We start from the raw sequence: 18,196 nt of genomic DNA, 5'->3' as shown, positions 1-18,196 counted from the left end.
AACTGTCACAAATGGATTTTGGGGGTCGTGAAAGCGGCGTCCGGAGGCGGGGATAAACACGACTTGTCCCCGCGCTGACGCCGCAGCGCACAAAACGCCCAAGATTTACCCCCGGATCATGCGGGACCGGCCAGCAACGCGCGGGTCGCTGCCTCCACATCGGCCTGACGCATCAGGCTCTCGCCGACCAGAAACGTCCGTACACCAACTTTTGCGAGACGCGCAAGGTCGGCCGGCGCGAAGATGCCGCTCTCGCCAACGATCAGGCGACCGGCGGGAACGAGGGGAGCGAGCCGCTCCGTCGTTTCGAGCGTCGTCTCGAAGGTCTTGAGATTGCGGTTGTTGATGCCGAGCAGCGGGCTCTTGAGCGCCAGGGCCCGGGTGAGCTCGGCCTCGTCGTGAATCTCGACCAGAACGTCCATCTTCCACCCGAAAGCGGCGTCCTCGATTTCGCGGGCCTGCGCATCTGAAACGGCGGCCATGATAATCAGAATGGCATCGGCGCCCATCGCGCGCGCCTCGGCGACCTGATAGGCGTCGTACATGAAATCCTTGCGGATGACGGGCAGGGCGGTCGCGGCGCGGGCGGCGGCGAGATAGGAGGGCGCGCCCTGAAAGGAAGGACCGTCGGTCAGCACCGAGAGACAGGCGGCACCGCCGGCTTCATAGGCGCGGGCGAGCGAAGGCGGATCGAAATCGGCACGGATCAGACCCTTGGAGGGGCTGGCCTTCTTGATCTCGGCGATCAGCGCATAGCCGCCCGCATCGATCCGTGAACGGAGCGCCGCCGCGAAGCCGCGAACGGGCGAGGCAGCCCGCGCCGCTGCCTCGACCTCGGCGAGCGGATGGGCGCGCTTGGCGGCAGCGATCTCGTCGCGCTTGTAGGCGCCAATCTTTTCGAGAATGTCAGCCATGCGCCGGCTTCCCGTTCGAGACCGCGATCAAGGTATCGAGCGCGGCCTTCGCGCCGCCGCTGTCGATGGCGAGCGCGGCAAGCTCGGCGCCCTTCTTCAGCGTCGCTGCCTTGCCGGCGACGATCATCGCCGCCGCCGCATTGAGCAGCACGATGTCGCGATAAGGGCCTTTCTCGCCGTCGAGGAGATGCAGGATCGCCTGCGCGTTCTCCGACGGATCGCCGCCCTTGAGCTGATCGGCGGTCGCGCGCCTGACGCCCGCTTCCTCCGGCGTCACCTCGAAGACGCGGATTTCGCCGCCCTTGAGTTCGGCGACAGTGCTCGGACCGGTCGTCGTCAATTCGTCGAGGCCGTCATGCCCGTGAACCACCCATGCACTTTCGGAACCGAGATTGCGCAGCGCTTCGGCGAAGGGCTCGACCCATTTGGCGTCGAAGACGCCGAGAAGCTGATGCTTGACCAGCGCCGGATTGGAAAGCGGCCCCAGCATGTTGAAGATCGTCTTGATGCCCAGTTCGCCGCGCACCGGCGCCACATGCTTCATCGCCGCATGATGCGCCTGCGCGAACATGAAGCCGATGCCGGCCCGGTCGATGCAATCCGCGATGACGGCGGGGCCGATGTCGAGCTTGACGCCGAGGCTTTCCAGCGCGTCGGCCGTGCCCGACAGCGAGGAGGCCTTGCGGTTGCCATGCTTGGCGACCGGCACGCCGCAACCCGCGACGACCAGCGCGGTGGCGGTCGAGATGTTGTATGTGCCCGCGCCGTCGCCGCCGGTGCCGACAATGTCGATCGCCTCGCGCGGCGCCGTGACACGCAGCATCTTCTCGCGCATGACGGTGGCGCCCGCCGTGATCTCGGTGACGGTCTCGCCGCGGACGCGAAGCCCCATCAGGAAGGCCGCGATCTGCGCCGGCGTCGCTTCGCCGGACATGACGGTCTCGAAGGCCGCGCGCGCCTCGGTCGGGTCGAGCGTCTTGCCGTCGGCCAGATGCGCGATTGTCGATTTGAGATCGGTCATGGCCGCAATCGCCCCCTCACGCCAGCTCGCGTGTGTTGACGCCGGCGATCTGCAGGAAGTTGCGCAGGATGTCGTGGCCGTGTTCGGACGCGATGCTTTCGGGATGGAACTGGACGCCGTGGATCGGCAGCTCCTTGTGTTGCGCGCCCATGATGACGCCATCATCGGTCCAGGCGGTGACTTCAAGGCAATCGGGAAAGCTCTCGCGCGCGACGGTCAGCGAATGGTAGCGCGTTGCCTCGATGGGGCTCGGCAGGCCGCGAAAGACGCCCTTGCCGCCATGATGAATGGCGCTGAGCTTGCCATGCATCAGGGTCGGCGCGCGCACGACCTTGCCGCCGAAGGCCTGACCGATGGCCTGATGGCCGAGACAGACGCCGAAAAGCGGGATGCGGTGGGCGGCGGCGGCCTGGATGAGATCGAGACAGATGCCGGCCTTGTCCGGGTCGCACGGGCCGGGCGAGAGAACGATGGCCTGCGGCGCGGCGGCCAGCGCCTCGTTGACCGTGATCTTGTCGTTGCGATGGACGCGCGCCTCCGCCCCCAGCTCGCCCAGGAAATGGACGAGGTTGTAGGTGAAGCTGTCGTAATTATCGATCAGGAGCAACATGGCCGGACCCTTGGGGGCAGCCTGCCGGACGGGCAGGCCACGCAGGGCTTTATATAGGCTTTCGGGGCCTGCCGGGGCAAGACACAGCAGCTTTCCAGCCGGACCCTCATTCGAGGACGAGACCGTATTCGCGACACCGCCCGCGCTCCGCATCTCTTTCCGTTGCGTCTTTGCGCCGTGCGGGCGGGCGGCCCGCTGCCTTGTTGGAGAAGCGTGTTCGCTTGTGATAAGCCCGGATCGGCCGATGCCGGGGAGGTGACAGGCTATGGCGGAGGAAATCCCGATCGACCTCGCAGCGCTGGCCGGCTGGATGGACGGGCAGGGGCTGGGCGCCGGCGCCCTTGCCGATGCGACGCTGCTCGGCGGCGGCACGCAGAACATCCTGTTGCGCTTCACCCGCGCGGGCCGCGCTTACGTGCTGCGCCGCCCGCCGCCCCATCTCCGCAAGAACTCGAACGAGACCATGCGCCGCGAGGCGCGCATGCTGGCCGCGCTCGCCGATACCGATGTGCCGCATCCGCGCCTGATCGCCGCCTGTCCGCAGGAGGACGTCATCGGCGCCGCCTTCTATCTGATGGAACCGATCGAGGGCTTCAACCCGACAGTGGGTCTGCCCGCGCTCCATGCGGGTGACCCGGCCATTCGTCACCGCATGGGCCTCTCCCTTGTCGAAGGCATCACCGCGCTCGGCGCTGTCGACTACGAGAAAGTGGGCCTCGCGGGCTTCGGCAAGCCGGACAATTATCTGGAGCGTCAGGTCGCGCGCTGGCAGGCGCAGCTCGAAAGCTATCGCGAGTTTCCGTCATGGCCGGGCCCCGACGGCATTCCCGGTGTCGCGAAAGTCGCAGGCTGGCTCGAGGCGAACCGCCCGCAAGATTTTCAGCCCGGCATCATTCACGGCGACTACCACCTCGCCAATGTCATGTACCGCCATGACGGGCCGGAACTTGCCGCCATCGTCGATTGGGAATTGACCACCATCGGCGACCCGCTGCTCGATCTCGGCTGGCTTCTGGCGACATGGCCGCAAGGCGCGCCGCAAAAGGGCAGCGGCGCTGTCGGCGTCGAGCCCTGGGACGGTTTTCCGTCGGCGGACGAACTCGTCGCGCATTATGCGGCGCGCAGCTCGCGCGACATGAGCCATATCGGCTGGTACGGCGTGCTCGCCTGTTACAAGCTCGGCATCATTCTCGAAGGCACCCATGCGCGCGCCGGCGAAGGCAAGGCGCCGAAGGAAACCGGCGACCAGCTCCACGCCAGCACGGTCGGCCTCTTCGAACGCGCGCTGCGCTGGATCGGCTGAAACGAACAAGACGAAAGAAGAAAGTGGGGAAGCGGCATGAAGGATCTGGATTTCTCGGGCAAGGTGGCGTTGGTCGTCGGCGGTTCCAGCGGCATCGGCAACGGCATCGCCCATGCCTATCGCACACGCGGCGCCGAGGTGCATGTCTGGGGCACGCGGGCGAGCGCGAAGGATTATGACGGCGCCGAAGGCTCCGACCTCAAGGGTCTTCACTACGCCCATATGGATGTCGCCGATTTCGACGCCATCGAGGCTTACAAGCCTCCTTTCGCGAAACTCGACATCCTCGTGCTTTGCCAGGGCACGGTGATCTACAAGCGCGGCGAATTCAAGATGGACGGCTTCCAGAAGGTGATGGACGTCAACCTGAACAGTCTCATGGCTTGCGCGATCAAGTTCCACGACATGCTGGCCGCCGCGAAGGGCGCGCTGATTACGGTCAGCTCGACGGCAGGCTTCCATTCGACGCGCGGCAACCCCGCCTACAATGCCTCCAAGACCGGCGCCATCGGCCTCACCCGCACGCTGGGCGAGGCCTGGGCGAGCGACGGCATCCGCGTCAACGGCATCGCCCCCGGCCTCGTCGACACCAAGCTCACCAAGGTCACGACGGAAAATCCGCAGCGCCGCGAAATGGCGATCCAGGGCATTCCCGCCGGCCGCCTCGGCACCCCGGAAGACATGGCGGGCGCGGCGCTCTTCCTCGCCTCGCCGCTTTCTTCCTACATTTACGGGCAGACCCTCATCGTCGATGGCGGCTTGATCCTTTCCTGACCTGGAGCAAACGAAATGAAAGCGCTCGGCTATCACGGCGAGAGAGACATCCGCTACGAGGACTTTCCCGACCCCGTTCTGATGGGACAGGACGGCGCCGTCGTGAAGATGAAGAGCTGCGGCATTTGCGGCAGCGATCTCCACATCTATCACGGCAACGGTTTCTCCCCCGACACCGGCTATTGCGTCGGCCATGAAGCGGTCGGCGAAGTGGTGGAAGTCGGCCGCGACGTGAAGACGCTGAAGGTGGGCGACGCGGTGATGATGTCGGCCGCCGTCCGCTCCGGTGGCTGCGGGCGCTGCCCGGCCTGCCGCGCGGGCACGCCCGCCAAATGCCACAAGCAGCTCTGGGGCTGCTACGGCCTGAGTAAAAACCTGCAGGGCTGTCAGGCCGAAGGCATCGCTGTGCCTTGGGCTGACAATAATGTGACGCGCATTCCCGACGGCCTCACGGCCGATCAGGCGCTGCTGCTGACCGACAATCTGCCGACCGCCTATATGGGCGCGAAGAACGCCGATATCGGCCCCGGCAAGACGGTCGCCATTGTCGGCCTCGGTCCCATCGGGCTCATGGCCGTGCAATCCGCCTTCGTGCTCGGCGCCGCACGCGTCTTCGCCATCGACCTCGTGAAGGAGCGCCGCGACGCGGCGGCGGCGCTCGGCGCGATCCCGCTCGAGCCCGCCACCGCCGTCGAGGAGATCCGCGACGCGACCGACGGCGCCATGGTCGAATGTTCGGTAGAAGCCGTCGGCATCGACAAGACCATCGAACTTGCCATCGCCGTCGCGGGCCGCAATGCCAGCATCTCGGTCTTCGGCGCCAACCAGAACCAGGCCTTCAAATATCCGCTCTGGACCGCCTTCAACAAGTCGCTCACCTTCCGTGTCGCCGGCTGCTTCGTGCAGAGCCATTGGCCGGAACTGATTCCGCTCGTGCAGGCGGGCCGCCTGACGCCGGAAAAATTCATCACCCACCGCATGTCGCTGAGCGAGGGCGCGGAGGCCTACAGGATTTTCGACGGCAAGCTCGACAATGTGATGAAGGTGGTGCTGACGCCCTGAGCGGCGAGACGGCCTGGTGGGCTTCCCGTCCGCGCGAGAATCGATTTGGTCGGGGTTATGGAATGGGGTACATTGATCCGTCCCCGGCATATCGGAAGAAGCAAGGGACCGGGCCCGCCCGTGTGCGCGGTCGATAAGGTTTGCAACGGAGTATTAACCGTCCATTGAGGACGCAAGGGCGATAACGGAGGTGACCGCGGTATGCCGGAGGGGCCGGACCGCAGGACCAGGAGGGTAAGCCCATGACCCGGACCCGGATCGCAGCCATCGCGGCGGGATTGACGGCCTCGTGCGTGGCTTTCGCGGCGACCGCGGCGACCTACGAATATTCGCCGATATACCAGAATAATCTCATCCAGATCGGCGTGACGGAGACGTTGCACCAAACGCTGACAGGCGCCGGCGTCGGCATTGCCGTGTTCGATTCGCTGGCGGATTTCAACCATGTCGACCTCGCCGGCAAAAGGACGACCCGCTACTACCCCGGCACCTACACCTTCTTCGATTTTCACGGCACGCATGTTTCCGGCATCGCGCTCGGCGCGGCAAACGATGCCGGTATTGCCGGTGTCGCACCGGGGGCCTGGCTCCACAATTATACCGTCTTCGACGACGATGGTTGGGTGCCCCCAGATCTGGGCCGCGCCGCGCTCGACAATGTCCTGTTACAGAATTCGCGCGGCGCCAATATCAAGGCCGTGAACATGAGCTACGGCCCGACACTCCCGGGCGACGTTTTCATGGACGGAGAGCTGGCCTTCTTCACCGATTACAAACCGGATTTTGTCATCGTGCGGGCCGCCGGCAATGACGGCACCAATGCGCGTTATGAACACCATTTCGGCAGGTCGGGCGACAATCTCGCGCATTTGCTGATCGTCGGCAGTGTCGATGCGGACAATACGATCTCGAATTTCTCCAACAGGCCCGGTAACGCTTGCATCGCCTCGAGAACGCATTGCCCGGCGAGCGCGAAGGTTTCGAACTTCTTTATCGTCGCGCCGGGCCGCGACATTCTTTCCGACTATCCGGATCAAAGACTGGCATGGGCGTCGGGAACATCGATGGCCGCGCCGCATGTCGCGGGCGCCGTCGCGCTGATCGCCGAGGACGGTCTCAACAAGAATGTGGCGCTGTCGCCGACGAAGATCGCATCGATCATCAAGGAATCGGCGACCGATCTCGGCGCCCCGGGCGTCGATGGCGTCTATGGCTGGGGCCTGCTCAACGTCCCGGCGGCCCTGGCGCCGGTCGGCGTCACCACCGTCGCGACGGGTGCGAAAGTCACGTCGGCCAAAATCGCACAGCCGTCAAGGCTGCGGCGTTCCAGATTTTCGCGCCGGGGCGTCGGCGACCCGTCGCTGCTGGACGGGCTGGTGGTGTTCGACGCTTTTGGACGTCCCTTCGAAACCGATGCCGCGAGCCTGACCGAACCCGCGTCGCGCCCGCTGTCGCGCCGGGGCCTGGCGGTGCTCGGTCTCGTTTCGCGCCAGGAGACGATGAATTTCGACGATGCCGACCGGGCGGTCCTGGCCTGGACGGCGACGGGCCTTGACGGCCAGCCGACATCCGCCATTCACATGATCGCCGACGGATACGAGCTCAATGTCGGTCTTGGCGCGCCTGAAATCTTTCTGGCGGAACTGCCATCGGCCAACCGCGCCGCCGCGCCGCAGCGCTTCTCGCAGGTCATGTTCTCCTCGCTCGGCGAGGCCGGCGCCTTGTTCGACAACGCCATGTCGGTGAGTTTCCGCGCGCCGCTCTCCGACCGGCTGGACGCCACCTTCTTCGGCATGACGGCGCAGGAGCGGACGGAGGATCCTTATGCGCCGGTTCTTCTCGAGAACAGCGGCGAGACCAATGATGACAGCCGCTTTGCCGCGCTCGGGCTTTCCTACAGGATCGCCGAGGGCTGGTCGCTGGGCGCCTCCTATGCGGCGCTGCATGAGCGCGGCACCGTCGCCGGCATCGAGTCGGGCGGCGCCTTCTCGCTCGGCGAACAGGCGCTGACGCAATTTCAGGGCATGAACCTCGCGGGCGACCTCAACGAGAACTATTCGATCGGCGCCTTCTATACGCGCGCCAGCATCGACAGCTACGGCACCGCCGGATCGCTCTTCGACGCGGCCGACGGCTGGACGGCGGATCATTACGGCGCGACATTTGCCGCGAAGAACGTCCTTCACGAGAACAGCCTGTTCCGCTTCTCGCTGGTGAAGCCGCTTCAGATCACCGGCGGTACCGTTTCGGCGCGCGTGCCGGTCGGACGCGAATTCGACGGCACGGTCAATTATGCCGAGCGCCAGTCGGCTTTCGACGGCCGCGCGCTTCCCGTCGAAGCGCGGTTCGAGTATTTCGCCGAAACGGGTGCCGGCACGTTCGGCCTGGCGCTCGACGTCGTCGACACCAACCTCCGGGGGGAGGGCGAAAGAGGGCTTGCGCTGGGGGCGGGCTTCTCTTTCGCCTTCTAGGACGAGCCGAAGTCGCCGCTTTCCCGCCTATGCCGCAGCCGCTAGGCTCGGCGGCGGAGGATTCATGGAAATCACCACCACTTGCGCGATTGCTGGCGGCGGGCCGGCGGGGATGATGCTCGGCCTGTTGCTGGCCCGCGCCGGCATCGACGTGACGGTGCTCGAAAAGCATGCCGATTTCCTGCGCGACTTTCGCGGCGACACGATCCATCCCTCGACGCTGGAGGTGATGCATGAGCTCGGCCTGCTCGACGAATTGCTGTCCCGCCCGCATCAGACGATGAGCGAGGCTGGCGTCGAGATCGGCGGTGCGATGCTGAAGGCCGCCGACTTCTCGCATCTGCCGACGCGCTGCAAGTTCATCGCCTTCATGCCGCAATGGCATTTCCTCGATTTCCTGGCCGAGGCCGGGCGGCGCCATGCGGGGTTTCACCTGTGCATGGAAACGGAAGTGACGGGGCTGATCGAGGAGGAGGGCCGCGTCGCGGGCCTGCGCGCGGCGACGCCTGACGGCCCGCTCGACATCCGCGCGGCTCTCGTCATCGGTGCCGACGGGCGCGGCTCGGTCGTGCGCGAGCGGGCGGGACTCACGGTGCGCGACTTCGGCGCGCCGATGGACGTGTTGTGGATGCGGCTGCCGCGGCGCGCCGGCGATCCGTCGGAAACGCTTTTCCGTATCGGTGCCGGGCATTTCGTCGTCACCATCGACCGCGGCGACTACTGGCAATGCGCTTTCGTCATCGCGAAGGGCGCCTTCGACGCGGTGAAGGCGAAGGGTCTCGACGCCTTCCGCGCCGGCATTGCGCGGATACTGCCTTTCGCCGCGGACCGCATGGATGAACTCGCAAGCTGGGACGATGTGAAGCTGCTGACGGTCAAGGTCGACCGCCTGCGCGAATGGGCGCGGGCAGGCCTCTTGTGCATCGGCGATGCGGCGCATGCGATGTCGCCGGTGGGCGGCGTCGGCATCAATCTCGCGATCCAGGATGCGGTGGCGGCGGCGAACCTTCTGGCCGAACCGCTGCGGGACGGTACGGTGACACTTGAGGATTTGCGCGCCGTGCAGCGCCGCCGCCTGTTTCCGACGCGCGTGACGCAGGCCGTTCAGGTTTTTGCGCAGCGCTTTTTCATCGGACCGACGCTGCGGGCGACAGGCGACATCGCGCCGCCGCTGCCGTTGAAACTGCTGAATCGCTTTCCGCTGTTGCGCCGCATTCCCGGCTACGCCGTCGGCCTCGGCGCACGGCCGGAGCATGTGAAGGCGGGGGAGAGGTAGCTACTGCCGCTTGCCGGCCTGCGAAGCATAACGCACGGCTTCATCCGCCGCGCGGAAGAGGGCTTTCGCCTTGTTGACGCTTTCCTCGTATTCGCCTTGCGGGCTTGAATCCGCGACGACGCCGCCGCCGGCCTGCACATACATCTTGCCGTCTTTCACGATGGCGGTGCGCAGCACGATACAGGTATCCATTTCGCCGGCGGCCGAGAAATAGCCGACGCAGCCCGCATAAGGCCCGCGCTTTTCAAGCTCCAGCTCGTCGATGATCTCCATGGCGCGGACCTTGGGCGCGCCCGAGACCGTGCCGGCCGGGAAGCCGGCGACCAGCGCCGAGATCGCGTCGTAAGCCGGGTCGAGATCGCCCTCGACATTGGAGACGATGTGGATCAGGTGCGAGGTCAGCTGCAGCGCGAATTTCTCGGTCACCTCGACCGAACCGATTTTCGAGACGCGGCCGACATCGTTGCGGCCGAGATCGAGCAGCATCAGATGTTCGGCGCGCTCCTTCGGGTCGGCCAGCAATTCCTCGCCGATCGCCTCGTCCTCGGCGCGGGTCTTGCCGCGATGGCGCGTGCCGGCGATCGGGCGGATGGTGACGCGGTTGTCCCGCACGCGGACCAGGATTTCCGGGCTCGATCCGACAATGGCGAAATCGGCGAAATTGAGAAAATAGAGGAAGGGCGAGGGGTTGATGCGGCGCAGCGCGCGGTAAAGCGAGAAGGGCGGCAGCGTGAAGGGCGTCTCGAAACGCTGCGACAGCACGACCTGAAAGATGTCGCCGGCGGCGATATATTCCTTCGCCCGCTCGACCATGCCGAAATAATGCGCCTTCGGCGTGTTCGATGTCGGTTCGGCCAATGCGTCGACGTCGAGTTGCTGCGGCGCGTGGATCAGCGCGCGGTCGAAATCGGCGACGATGTCGTTGAGGCGTTCCTCGGCGCGGGCATAGGCGGCCTTTGCGCTGACACCCGGTTCGGGACGCACCGGCGTCACCAGCGTCACCTCGTCCTTCACGGAATCGAAGACGGCGATGATCGTCGGCCGCACGAAAAGCCCGTCCGGGAGGCCCAGCGCATCGGGGTTCTCGTCCGGCAGGCGCTCCATCAGCCGCACCATGTCGTAGCCCATGTAACCGAACACGCCGGCGGCCATCGGCGGCAGGTCTTCCGGCAGGTCGATGCGGCTTTCCTCGATGAAGGCGCGCAAGGACGCCAGCGCGCCGCCCGTGCAGGGTTCGAAGGCGGCATCGTCGAACCGCGCCTTGCGGTTGATCTCCGAAGCGTCGCCCCGGGTGCGCCAGATCGCATCGGGATTGAGGCCGATGATCGAATAGCGGTTGCGCGCATCGCCGCCCTCGACCGATTCCAGCAGGAAGCTGTTCGGTTTGCCGTCGGCGATTTTCAGCATTGCCGAAACCGGCGTGTCGAGATCGGCGACGAGACGCCGGTAGACGACCTGCGCCGCGCCGGTCGCATGGACACGCTCGAAGGCGTCGAAGGACGGCGAGATCATTGACCGCTATCCGTCGCCGTCAGTTGCTGCAGCAGGCGCGTATTGACGTCGACGCCGAGTTCGTTCTGATAGCCGGTAATGAAGGTCTGGATCATGTCAGCCCGGATCGAGTCGAGCAGGCCCTCGCGCGTCCTGGCATATGCCTCGGAGGCGGGATCGAGCTCCGGATCGCGGACTTCCCTGATCTGCATCAGCACGAGGCCATCGCCGACGCCGACCGGACCCCATGTCACGCCGCCTTCGGGCGTGGCGAAAGCCTTGGTCACGGCCTGGCGCGAGAACGTGTCGCTCTGTCCATGGCGCCGCATACCGGGTGCGGTCAGCACGGCGCGGCCGAGCTCGCTGGCGATCGCCTCGAAGCTTTCGCCCTTGTTCGCACGTTCGGCCAGAGCCTCGGCGCGCTCGGTCAGCGCCGCGCCACGCGATTGCTCCTGCCACAGCCGGACGACCTCGCCGCGCACCTCGTCGAGCGGACGCAGAAGCGGCGGCTCGATGCTGTCGACATGCACCCAGTAATAGCCGTCGCTTGTGCTGTGCGGCGGCGCCGCATCGCCGGCTTCGGTTTCGTAGACAATCTTGAGCAGTTCGGGCAGGTCGGGCAGTTCGACCGGATCGCCGCTCCGCGTCTTGCCGTCGGCGGTGACGCCCGCGATCTGGCGTACCGTCAGATCGTGGCGCTCGGCGACGTCCTCCAGCGATGCACCGCCGGCGCGGTCGTCCTCGATGGCGTTCTGGATGTCGTAGACCTGATCGCGCGCGATCTCGAGTTCGAGCGTGGTGCGCAACTCGTCCTTGACCTCGTCGAGGTTCACCAGCTTTTCTGGTTCGATCTTGCGGACATGCAGAATGGCCCAGCCGAGCGGGCTCTGCACCGGTTCGCTGAACTTGCCTTCGCCGGTGGCAAAGGCCGCCGCCGCGAGTTCCTCCGACAGGAGGGCCTGGCGCGTGACCGTTCCGAGCTCGACATCGGCCATGGAAAGGCCGAGATCGCCGACGACGGCGGACACCGACGTACCCGCAACGAGTTTTTCATGAGCCGCGCGGGCGGCCGCCTCGGTGCCGAACGGGATCTGCAGAATGTCGCGCCGCTCTGGCGTGTCGTAGTCGCCGCGCCGCTGTTCGAAGGCAAGCGCAAGTTCCTCGTCTGAAATGGTCACTGTGTGGGTGATGTCCTCCGGCTCCAGCACCATGATGCTGAAGTCGCGGGTTTCGGGCAGGGTGAAAGCCGACGCGCCGGCCTGATAAACGGCCTGTACCGTTTCCTCGTCGGGCTCGCCGATATCGCCGGCAAGGGCCGGCGGCAGAATGATGTAACCGACGGTGCGGGTTTCCTCCTGGAAGCGGCCGATAGCGGCAACCAACGCATCCGGCGCGGCAATGCCCGTGTCGAGGACGTCGATGAGCTGGCGCCGCGCCAGATATTTGCGCCGCTGCTCGATGAAACGCTCTTCGGTAACGCCCTGGTTCTGTAGTGCCTGGCGGAACAGGTCGCGATCGAAGCTGCCGAAGGGGCCGTGAAGGGCGGGGTCGCTGAGGATGTTCGCACCGACCGTCTCGTCGCCCACCGTGAGACCCAACTGCTGTGTTGCACCGTCGAGCGCGGCGAGGCTTATCAGCCGCGACAGCGCCATGCGATCGACCCCGAAGCGGCGCGCCATCTCCAACGTGACCGGTTGGCCGAGGCGCTGGCCGAACCGGTCCATTTCGGTTCGCAGCTCGCGCTGGAAGGCCATGGCGTCGACTTTCTCGCCGCCGACGGAGGCCACCGTGTCGCCGCCATAGCCGGTGAAGATGTCATTGATGCCCCACACGGCGAAGCTGGCGACCAGAAGGCCGATCAGCACCTTGGCAACCCAGCCTGAGGCGTTTCTTCGCAGTGCGTCCAGCATGTCCGGTCTTTCCGTTCCTGAGCCACAAGGGCGGTGCGCCGCCCCCGTTCGAGAGGGCGGCATGATAGGTGCGAGGCCCGGCCCCCGCAAGCGGATCGCGGCGGCTTCCGGCTTGATTTTCTTGGGAAAACGGGCCCCGCGATCCGCTTGCGGCTGTCACACTGTGTGGCCGATCATCGGCGGCACGCCAAACCGCACATAGGCATCGATGCTGACCCGCGTGAAGACGACGAGGAGCCAGATAACGATGAAGCTCGCCCCGAACCACAAGACGATATCGCGCAAGGTCGTGGCGCTGGCCTGCGCGTCGCGGTCCTCCGCCGCGACGGCCGCGATGAAGGCGAAGAAACCCGCCTGAAGCGCCGGTACGATGACGACAAGCGCCTCCAGCAGATCGTCGGGCGGACGGGTCCGGAGCGCGAGCGTGAGGAAGGCGGCAAAGGCCGCCCCGACACCCGCCGTCCGGGCGTTACGGGCGAGCCACAGGGCCGGTCGCAATGTCGCGCGGTCGGTAAACGTAGTCATGAGTCTTCTCCTTCTCTCTTCGCGATGCGAAGAAAGTGGCAAGTCGTTTCAAAGTATTCGCGAGACCCGGCGCGCGTCGCCGCGCCCGCTACCGTTCGACGGGTGAAGTCTTACGGGTGAGGCAGGCCATGGATTTCCGGCGCCCGGATCGATCCGGGAGCGGAACATCGACTGACACGCCGGGGAAGCTCGGTGAAGTATTGATGAGGCATGATGGAACTCCGGTAACGCGGTGGCTTTGCGGACCGGAACCCTGAAAACACAAGAGCCCCGATCTGGTGAGATGGGGCTCTAAAGTGTCGATTTAGCGGGCTTAATCAGCGCGCGCGCAATCGACCCGGCCCCGAAGGCGAGTAGTTTCGTACGGTGGCCCCGAAGGCCCATTGCATGAGGTGCTTTGTCATGGCGCGCAAGCTACGCCTGAGTCGTTTACTTGCCAATTGAATAATCATGGCAATGGTGAATTTTGTCGCACCTGTGTTCTATTTCACGCAGGTGGCCGTAGTTGGCGCCGCGACGGCGCTCTGGTAAACGGGGCGCAACGATTCAAACGCGGTGGAGCAGGACAAATGGCGGCGCGCATCAAACCGCTGGTGGCGGGCAACTGGAAGATGAACGGCCTGACGGCCGCGCGGAAGGAAGTGGTCGCGCTGGCCATGAAGCTCGATGGCAAGAAGAAGCCGGCCTGCGAGATACTGCTTTGTCCGCCGGCAACGCTGATCGCGGCCGCAAGGGAAGTCGCGCGCGGTTCGAAGATCGCCATCGGTGGTCAGGACTGTCACGCGAAAGCGTCGGGCGCCCATACCGGCGACATCTCTGCCGAGATGTTGAAGGATGCCGGTGCCACATATGTGATTGTCGGCCATTCGGAGCGCCGCGCCGATCACAACGAGACCGACGCCATTGTGAAGGCCAAGGCCGAAGCGGCGCATCGGGCAGGCCTCACCGCCATTGTCTGTGTCGGTGAAACCGAAGCCGAACGAGACGCCGGCAAGACGCTCACGATCATCAAGAGCCAATTGAAAGGGTCGCTGCCCGACGCCGCGACCGCGAAGATGACCGTCGTCGCTTATGAGCCGGTCTGGGCGATCGGCACCGGCCGCACGCCGACGGCGGACGATGTGGCGAAGGTCCATGGGGCGATCCGCAAGGCGCTCGAAACGCGCTTCGGCAGCGAAGGCGCAAAGATGCGGATCCTTTACGGCGGCTCGGTGAAGCCCTCGAATGCGGTCGAGCTGATGGCGGTGCCGAACGTCAACGGCGCGCTGGTCGGCGGCGCGAGCCTCCGGGCTGGCGATTTCTGGGGAATTATTTCAACTTATTGCTGAAGATAGGCGCTGAACTCTGCGGTTTTCTTATATTCCTTGTAAGTTTCCCGCGAAGCGCCTATATACGCAAAATCGAATTTTACTGGTTCGGCTGCTCTCCACGCTCGCGATCGAGCGCCGGACCTGTCTTTCCCGATCCCGCAAAGTTTGATCCGTTAGTCGCGCGTGCGACGGCGGCACTATCTCAACACACGAAGGAATGCCAACTATGGCGAACGGAACAGTTAAGTGGTTCAACGGTCAAAAAGGTTTCGGCTTCATCCAGCCGGACGGCGGCGACAAGGACGTTTTCGTCCACATTTCCGCGGTTGAACGCGCCGGCATGAGCACGCTCAACGAAGGCCAGAAGATCGCTTACGATCTCGAGACCGATCAGCGCAGCGGCAAGGTTTCGGCCGCGAATCTGCGCTCGGCCTAATATACGGAGGGGCGCTTCGGCGCCCCTTTTCTTTTTCGGAGCGGGGCATGGCGCGCAAGAAGCCGATGGACGGCGATTTCCTGATGTTCAACGTCGTCTATGAAGACGGCTCGCTGAGCTCGAACCGGAAAGTCCCGACGGCCGAACTCGAAGGCGTCAAGGACACCGCGACCGCGCGTGCGATCATCGAGGCGCAGGACCGCGAGATCGCCGAGAAATCCGGCAGACCCAGAGGCCGCGTCAAATCGATCGACCGCGCCGGCCGGAAATAAATCCGCCAAAACGGAGAACCGGATGGCTTTCAAGCCGAACTACAATCACGAACGTGCCGAGCGCAACCGGGCCAAGGCCGCGAAAGCGCAACTGAAGTTGAAGGAGCGCGAGGAAAAAGCCGCACTCCGCAAGGCGTCCGGCGAAGGCAATGATGCCGCGCCTGAAGAAGGTTCCGCGGAATGACGACGCAGAAGCATAAATTCGATATCGGCGAGACGGTCGAGTTCAGCCCCGGCGGTTCCTATCCGCCGACCGCGCGCGGTCGCTATGTGGTGCTGCGCCAGCTCCCCTCCGAAGGCATCGATTATCAGTACCGCATCAAGAGCGTCGCCGATGGCCATGAGCGCATGGTCCGCGAAGGCCAGCTCGGTTAACCGGCGACCGCCGGCCAGACCATCCCTGCTTAGAGAATGACGCCGACGCCCGCCGCCGCGAGGCCGAGCGGACGCGCAGCTGTGCAACTGGCCATGTGCTGAAATAGTAAAGAAACTGGGGCCTTCAACCCGAATCTTCCAGTATAGTCTGAAGAAGAAAGGCTGAGACTTTCGGTCATCGTCCTTGCCGCATGCCGGGCGGGCCACCGGCGCTTTACCGGCAAACGGCGGCCTGACGTCTATTCCGCCGGCAGGGCTGGAAACCGGCGCTCTCATGCGTTACAACGCGCCCGCGACTGGCTCGGCCCGGCAAGACCGGGCGGGTTGATCCTTTTGGCAAGAATTCGGACCGCGCGGAGCATCATGGCGACCATCATTCTCATTGTTCATCTGATGATCGCGGTAGCGTTGGTGGCATCCGTGCTGCTGCAGCGCTCCGAGGGTGGTGCGCTCGGGATCGGCGGCGGCGGCGACGGCTTCATGTCGAGCCGCGGTGCCGGCAATATGCTGACCCGGACAACGGCCGTTCTCGCCGCCATGTTCATGACCACAAGTCTGGTGCTCGGCATCCTCGCCTCGCGCGGCGGTTCGGCCGACTCGGTGCTCGACCGGGTGGCGCCGTTGCCGCAGGAGCTTTCCGACGAGAATCTGCCGCAGGTACCGGCGCCGCTGGGCTCCGACTTCTCGCCCGCGCCGACCGAGGAGGCCCCGGTCACGCCGGAACCGGCCGAGCCGGCGGAGCCGAGCGTGCCGCGGGCTGAATAAGCCGATTTCGAGCGGTTCGGGTTGATCTGCCCCGGCCAGACTATTTTTCGGCGGAGCTGCCTTTGCCGCTCCGAATCGTTTTGCTTGGTGTAATCTAGGGGCCCATGACGCGGTACATCTTCATCACCGGCGGCGTGGTTTCCTCCCTCGGCAAGGGTCTCGCTTCCGCAGCGCTCGGCGCGCTCCTGCAGGCGCGCGGCTATTCCGTGCGCTTGAGGAAACTCGACCCCTATCTCAATGTCGATCCGGGCACGATGTCGCCGATCCAGCACGGCGAGGTCTATGTGACCGACGACGGGGCGGAGACCGACCTCGACCTCGGCCATTACGAACGCTTCACCGGCGTGCCGGCGAGCCGCGCCGACAACATCACCACCGGCCGCATCTATCAGGACATCATCGCCCGCGAGCGCCGCGGCGATTATCTCGGCGGCACGGTGCAGGTGATCCCGCATGTGACCGACGCCATCAAGGAATTCGTGTTGTCGGGCAACGACGATGTCGATTTCGTGCTCTGCGAGATTGGCGGCACGGTTGGCGACATCGAGGGCCTGCCGTTCTTCGAGGCGATCCGCCAGCTCGGCAATGAACTTGACCGTGGCCAGACCTGTTTCATCCACCTGACGCTGCTGCCATTCATTCCCTCGGCCGGCGAGATGAAGACGAAGCCGACGCAGCACTCGGTGAAGGAGCTGCGCTCGATCGGCATCCAGCCCGATATTCTGATGTGCCGCTGCGACCGCCCGATCCCCAAGGACGAGCGGCGCAAGATCGCGCTGTTCTGCAACGTGCGCGAAAGCGCCGTCATCGAGGCGATGGATGTCGACACGATCTATGACGTCCCGCACGCCTACCACATGGAAGGGCTCGACGCCGAAGTGCTGGTCGTTTTCGGCATCAGGAACGCCGCCGAACCGGATCTCGCCAAGTGGCAGACCATCACGCACAATATTCGCGAGCCGGAAGGCGATGTGACGATCGCCATTGTCGGCAAGTACACCGGCCTCAAGGACGCGTACAAATCGCTCTCCGAAGCGCTGGTGCATGGCGGCATCGCCAACAAGGTGCGCGTCAACGTTAAATGGGTCGAGTCCGAAGTCTTCGACACCGAGGACACGGCTTTCTATCTCGAAGACGTCAACGGCATTCTGGTGCCGGGTGGCTTTGGCGAGCGTGGCAGCGAGGGCAAGATCCGCGCGGCGCAATTCGCCAGGACGCGGAACGTGCCCTATTTCGGCATCTGCTTTGGCATGCAGATGGCCGTGATCGAGGCGCTGCGAAACGTCGGCGGCCTCGAAGGCGCAAGCTCGACCGAGTTCGGTCCGACCAACGAGCCGGTCGTCGGGTTGATGACCGAGTGGATGCACAAGAACGAACTCATCAAGCGCGCCGCCCATGGCGATCTCGGCGGCACCATGCGGTTGGGCGCCTATGACGCCGTGCTGGCGGAGGGAAGCCGCGTCGCTGCGATCTATGGCAGCACGCATATCAATGAGCGTCACCGGCACCGCTATGAGGTCAACATGACCTATCGCGATCAGATCGAGGCAGCCGGCCTCGTCATGTCCGGCGTTTCGCCCGATGGCCTGCTGCCCGAGATTATCGAGATACCGGAGCACCCGTGGTATATTGGCGTCCAGTATCATCCGGAGCTGAAGTCGAAACCCTTCGATCCGCATCC

General features: G+C 64.9%; 18 protein-coding genes. 12 read left to right on the top strand and 6 right to left on the bottom strand.

What is annotated here, in order from left to right; all coding sequences use genetic code 11:
* Positions 1-116 precede the first annotated feature (116 nt).
* From trpC to WEB61_RS06290, 3 genes are read right to left on the bottom strand one after another with little or no spacing between them, the layout of a single operon-like run.
* Entirely contained in the window at positions 117-914 is a 798-nt protein-coding gene (gene trpC / locus WEB61_RS06300) for an indole-3-glycerol phosphate synthase TrpC (RefSeq protein ID WP_368063479.1), read from the bottom strand.
* A complete protein-coding gene (gene trpD, locus WEB61_RS06295) occupies positions 907-1,935 on the bottom strand; it encodes an anthranilate phosphoribosyltransferase (protein WP_368063478.1) in 1,029 nt (342 codons plus the stop codon). Before trpD ends, trpC begins: the two co-directional genes overlap by 8 nt.
* Before the next feature lie 16 nt (positions 1,936-1,951).
* The gene (locus WEB61_RS06290; RefSeq protein WP_368063477.1) at positions 1,952-2,545 is read right to left on the bottom strand and encodes an aminodeoxychorismate/anthranilate synthase component II; all 594 of its coding nucleotides are present in this window, start codon (positions 2,543-2,545) and stop codon (positions 1,952-1,954) included.
* A gap of 265 nt (positions 2,546-2,810) precedes the next feature.
* Here WEB61_RS06290 and WEB61_RS06285 point away from each other — a divergent pair, with 265 nt between their 5' ends.
* From WEB61_RS06285 to WEB61_RS06265, 5 genes are all read left to right on the top strand, one after another.
* Entirely contained in the window at positions 2,811-3,848 is a 1,038-nt protein-coding gene (locus WEB61_RS06285; RefSeq protein ID WP_368063476.1) for a phosphotransferase family protein, read from the top strand.
* Positions 3,849-3,884: 36 nt separating this feature from the next.
* The gene (locus WEB61_RS06280) at positions 3,885-4,622 is read left to right on the top strand and encodes an SDR family NAD(P)-dependent oxidoreductase (RefSeq protein WP_368063475.1); all 738 of its coding nucleotides are present in this window, start codon (positions 3,885-3,887) and stop codon (positions 4,620-4,622) included.
* 15 nt (positions 4,623-4,637) lie between these two features.
* Positions 4,638-5,684, top strand: coding sequence for an alcohol dehydrogenase family protein (locus tag WEB61_RS06275; RefSeq protein WP_368063474.1), 1,047 nt, complete (start codon positions 4,638-4,640; stop codon positions 5,682-5,684).
* Between the two features lie 242 nt (positions 5,685-5,926).
* A complete protein-coding gene (locus tag WEB61_RS06270; protein ID WP_368063473.1) occupies positions 5,927-8,155 on the top strand; it encodes a S8 family serine peptidase in 2,229 nt (742 codons plus the stop codon).
* Between the two features lie 64 nt (positions 8,156-8,219).
* Positions 8,220-9,431, top strand: coding sequence for an FAD-dependent oxidoreductase (locus tag WEB61_RS06265; protein WP_368063472.1), 1,212 nt, complete (start codon positions 8,220-8,222; stop codon positions 9,429-9,431).
* Here WEB61_RS06265 and trpE read toward each other — a convergent pair whose 3' ends face one another.
* From trpE to WEB61_RS06250, 3 genes are all read right to left on the bottom strand, one after another.
* On the bottom strand, positions 9,432-10,943 hold the full coding sequence (gene trpE / locus WEB61_RS06260; RefSeq protein WP_368063471.1) for an anthranilate synthase component I: 1,512 nt from the start codon (positions 10,941-10,943) through the stop codon (positions 9,432-9,434).
* Positions 10,940-12,832: a SurA N-terminal domain-containing protein gene (locus WEB61_RS06255; protein WP_368063470.1), complete on the bottom strand. Its 1,893-nt coding sequence runs from the start codon at positions 12,830-12,832 to the stop codon at positions 10,940-10,942. The genes trpE and WEB61_RS06255 overlap by 4 nt, the downstream gene beginning before the upstream one ends.
* Before the next feature lie 156 nt (positions 12,833-12,988).
* Positions 12,989-13,357, bottom strand: a complete 369-nt coding sequence (locus WEB61_RS06250) for a hypothetical protein (RefSeq protein ID WP_368063469.1) — start codon at positions 13,355-13,357, stop codon at positions 12,989-12,991.
* Positions 13,358-13,926: 569 nt separating this feature from the next.
* Between WEB61_RS06250 and tpiA the strand changes: the two genes are divergently transcribed.
* The 7 genes from tpiA to WEB61_RS06215 form a co-directional block, all read left to right on the top strand.
* Entirely contained in the window at positions 13,927-14,685 is a 759-nt protein-coding gene (gene tpiA, locus WEB61_RS06245; protein WP_368063468.1) for a triose-phosphate isomerase, read from the top strand.
* A 208-nt stretch (positions 14,686-14,893) separates the two neighbouring features.
* A complete protein-coding gene (locus tag WEB61_RS06240; RefSeq protein WP_293506055.1) occupies positions 14,894-15,103 on the top strand; it encodes a cold-shock protein in 210 nt (69 codons plus the stop codon).
* A 47-nt stretch (positions 15,104-15,150) separates the two neighbouring features.
* On the top strand, positions 15,151-15,375 hold the full coding sequence (locus WEB61_RS06235) for a hypothetical protein (RefSeq protein WP_339828710.1): 225 nt from the start codon (positions 15,151-15,153) through the stop codon (positions 15,373-15,375).
* 22 nt (positions 15,376-15,397) lie between these two features.
* Positions 15,398-15,559, top strand: a complete 162-nt coding sequence (locus WEB61_RS06230; RefSeq protein ID WP_368063467.1) for a hypothetical protein — start codon at positions 15,398-15,400, stop codon at positions 15,557-15,559.
* Positions 15,556-15,750: a hypothetical protein gene (locus WEB61_RS06225; protein WP_368063466.1), complete on the top strand. Its 195-nt coding sequence runs from the start codon at positions 15,556-15,558 to the stop codon at positions 15,748-15,750. Before WEB61_RS06230 ends, WEB61_RS06225 begins: the two co-directional genes overlap by 4 nt.
* A 363-nt stretch (positions 15,751-16,113) precedes the next feature.
* Positions 16,114-16,515: a preprotein translocase subunit SecG gene (secG, locus tag WEB61_RS06220; protein WP_368063465.1), complete on the top strand. Its 402-nt coding sequence runs from the start codon at positions 16,114-16,116 to the stop codon at positions 16,513-16,515.
* A 104-nt stretch (positions 16,516-16,619) separates the two neighbouring features.
* A partial coding sequence (locus tag WEB61_RS06215) for a CTP synthase (RefSeq protein ID WP_368063464.1) occupies positions 16,620-18,196 on the top strand: 1,577 nt, incomplete at its 3' end.

Source organism: Parvibaculum sp. (assembly GCF_040882025.1).
Classification (GTDB): Bacteria; Pseudomonadota; Alphaproteobacteria; order Parvibaculales; family Parvibaculaceae; genus Parvibaculum.
Note: the sequence above shows the minus strand (reverse complement) of the source record. Positions and strands in the feature narration are given on the sequence as shown.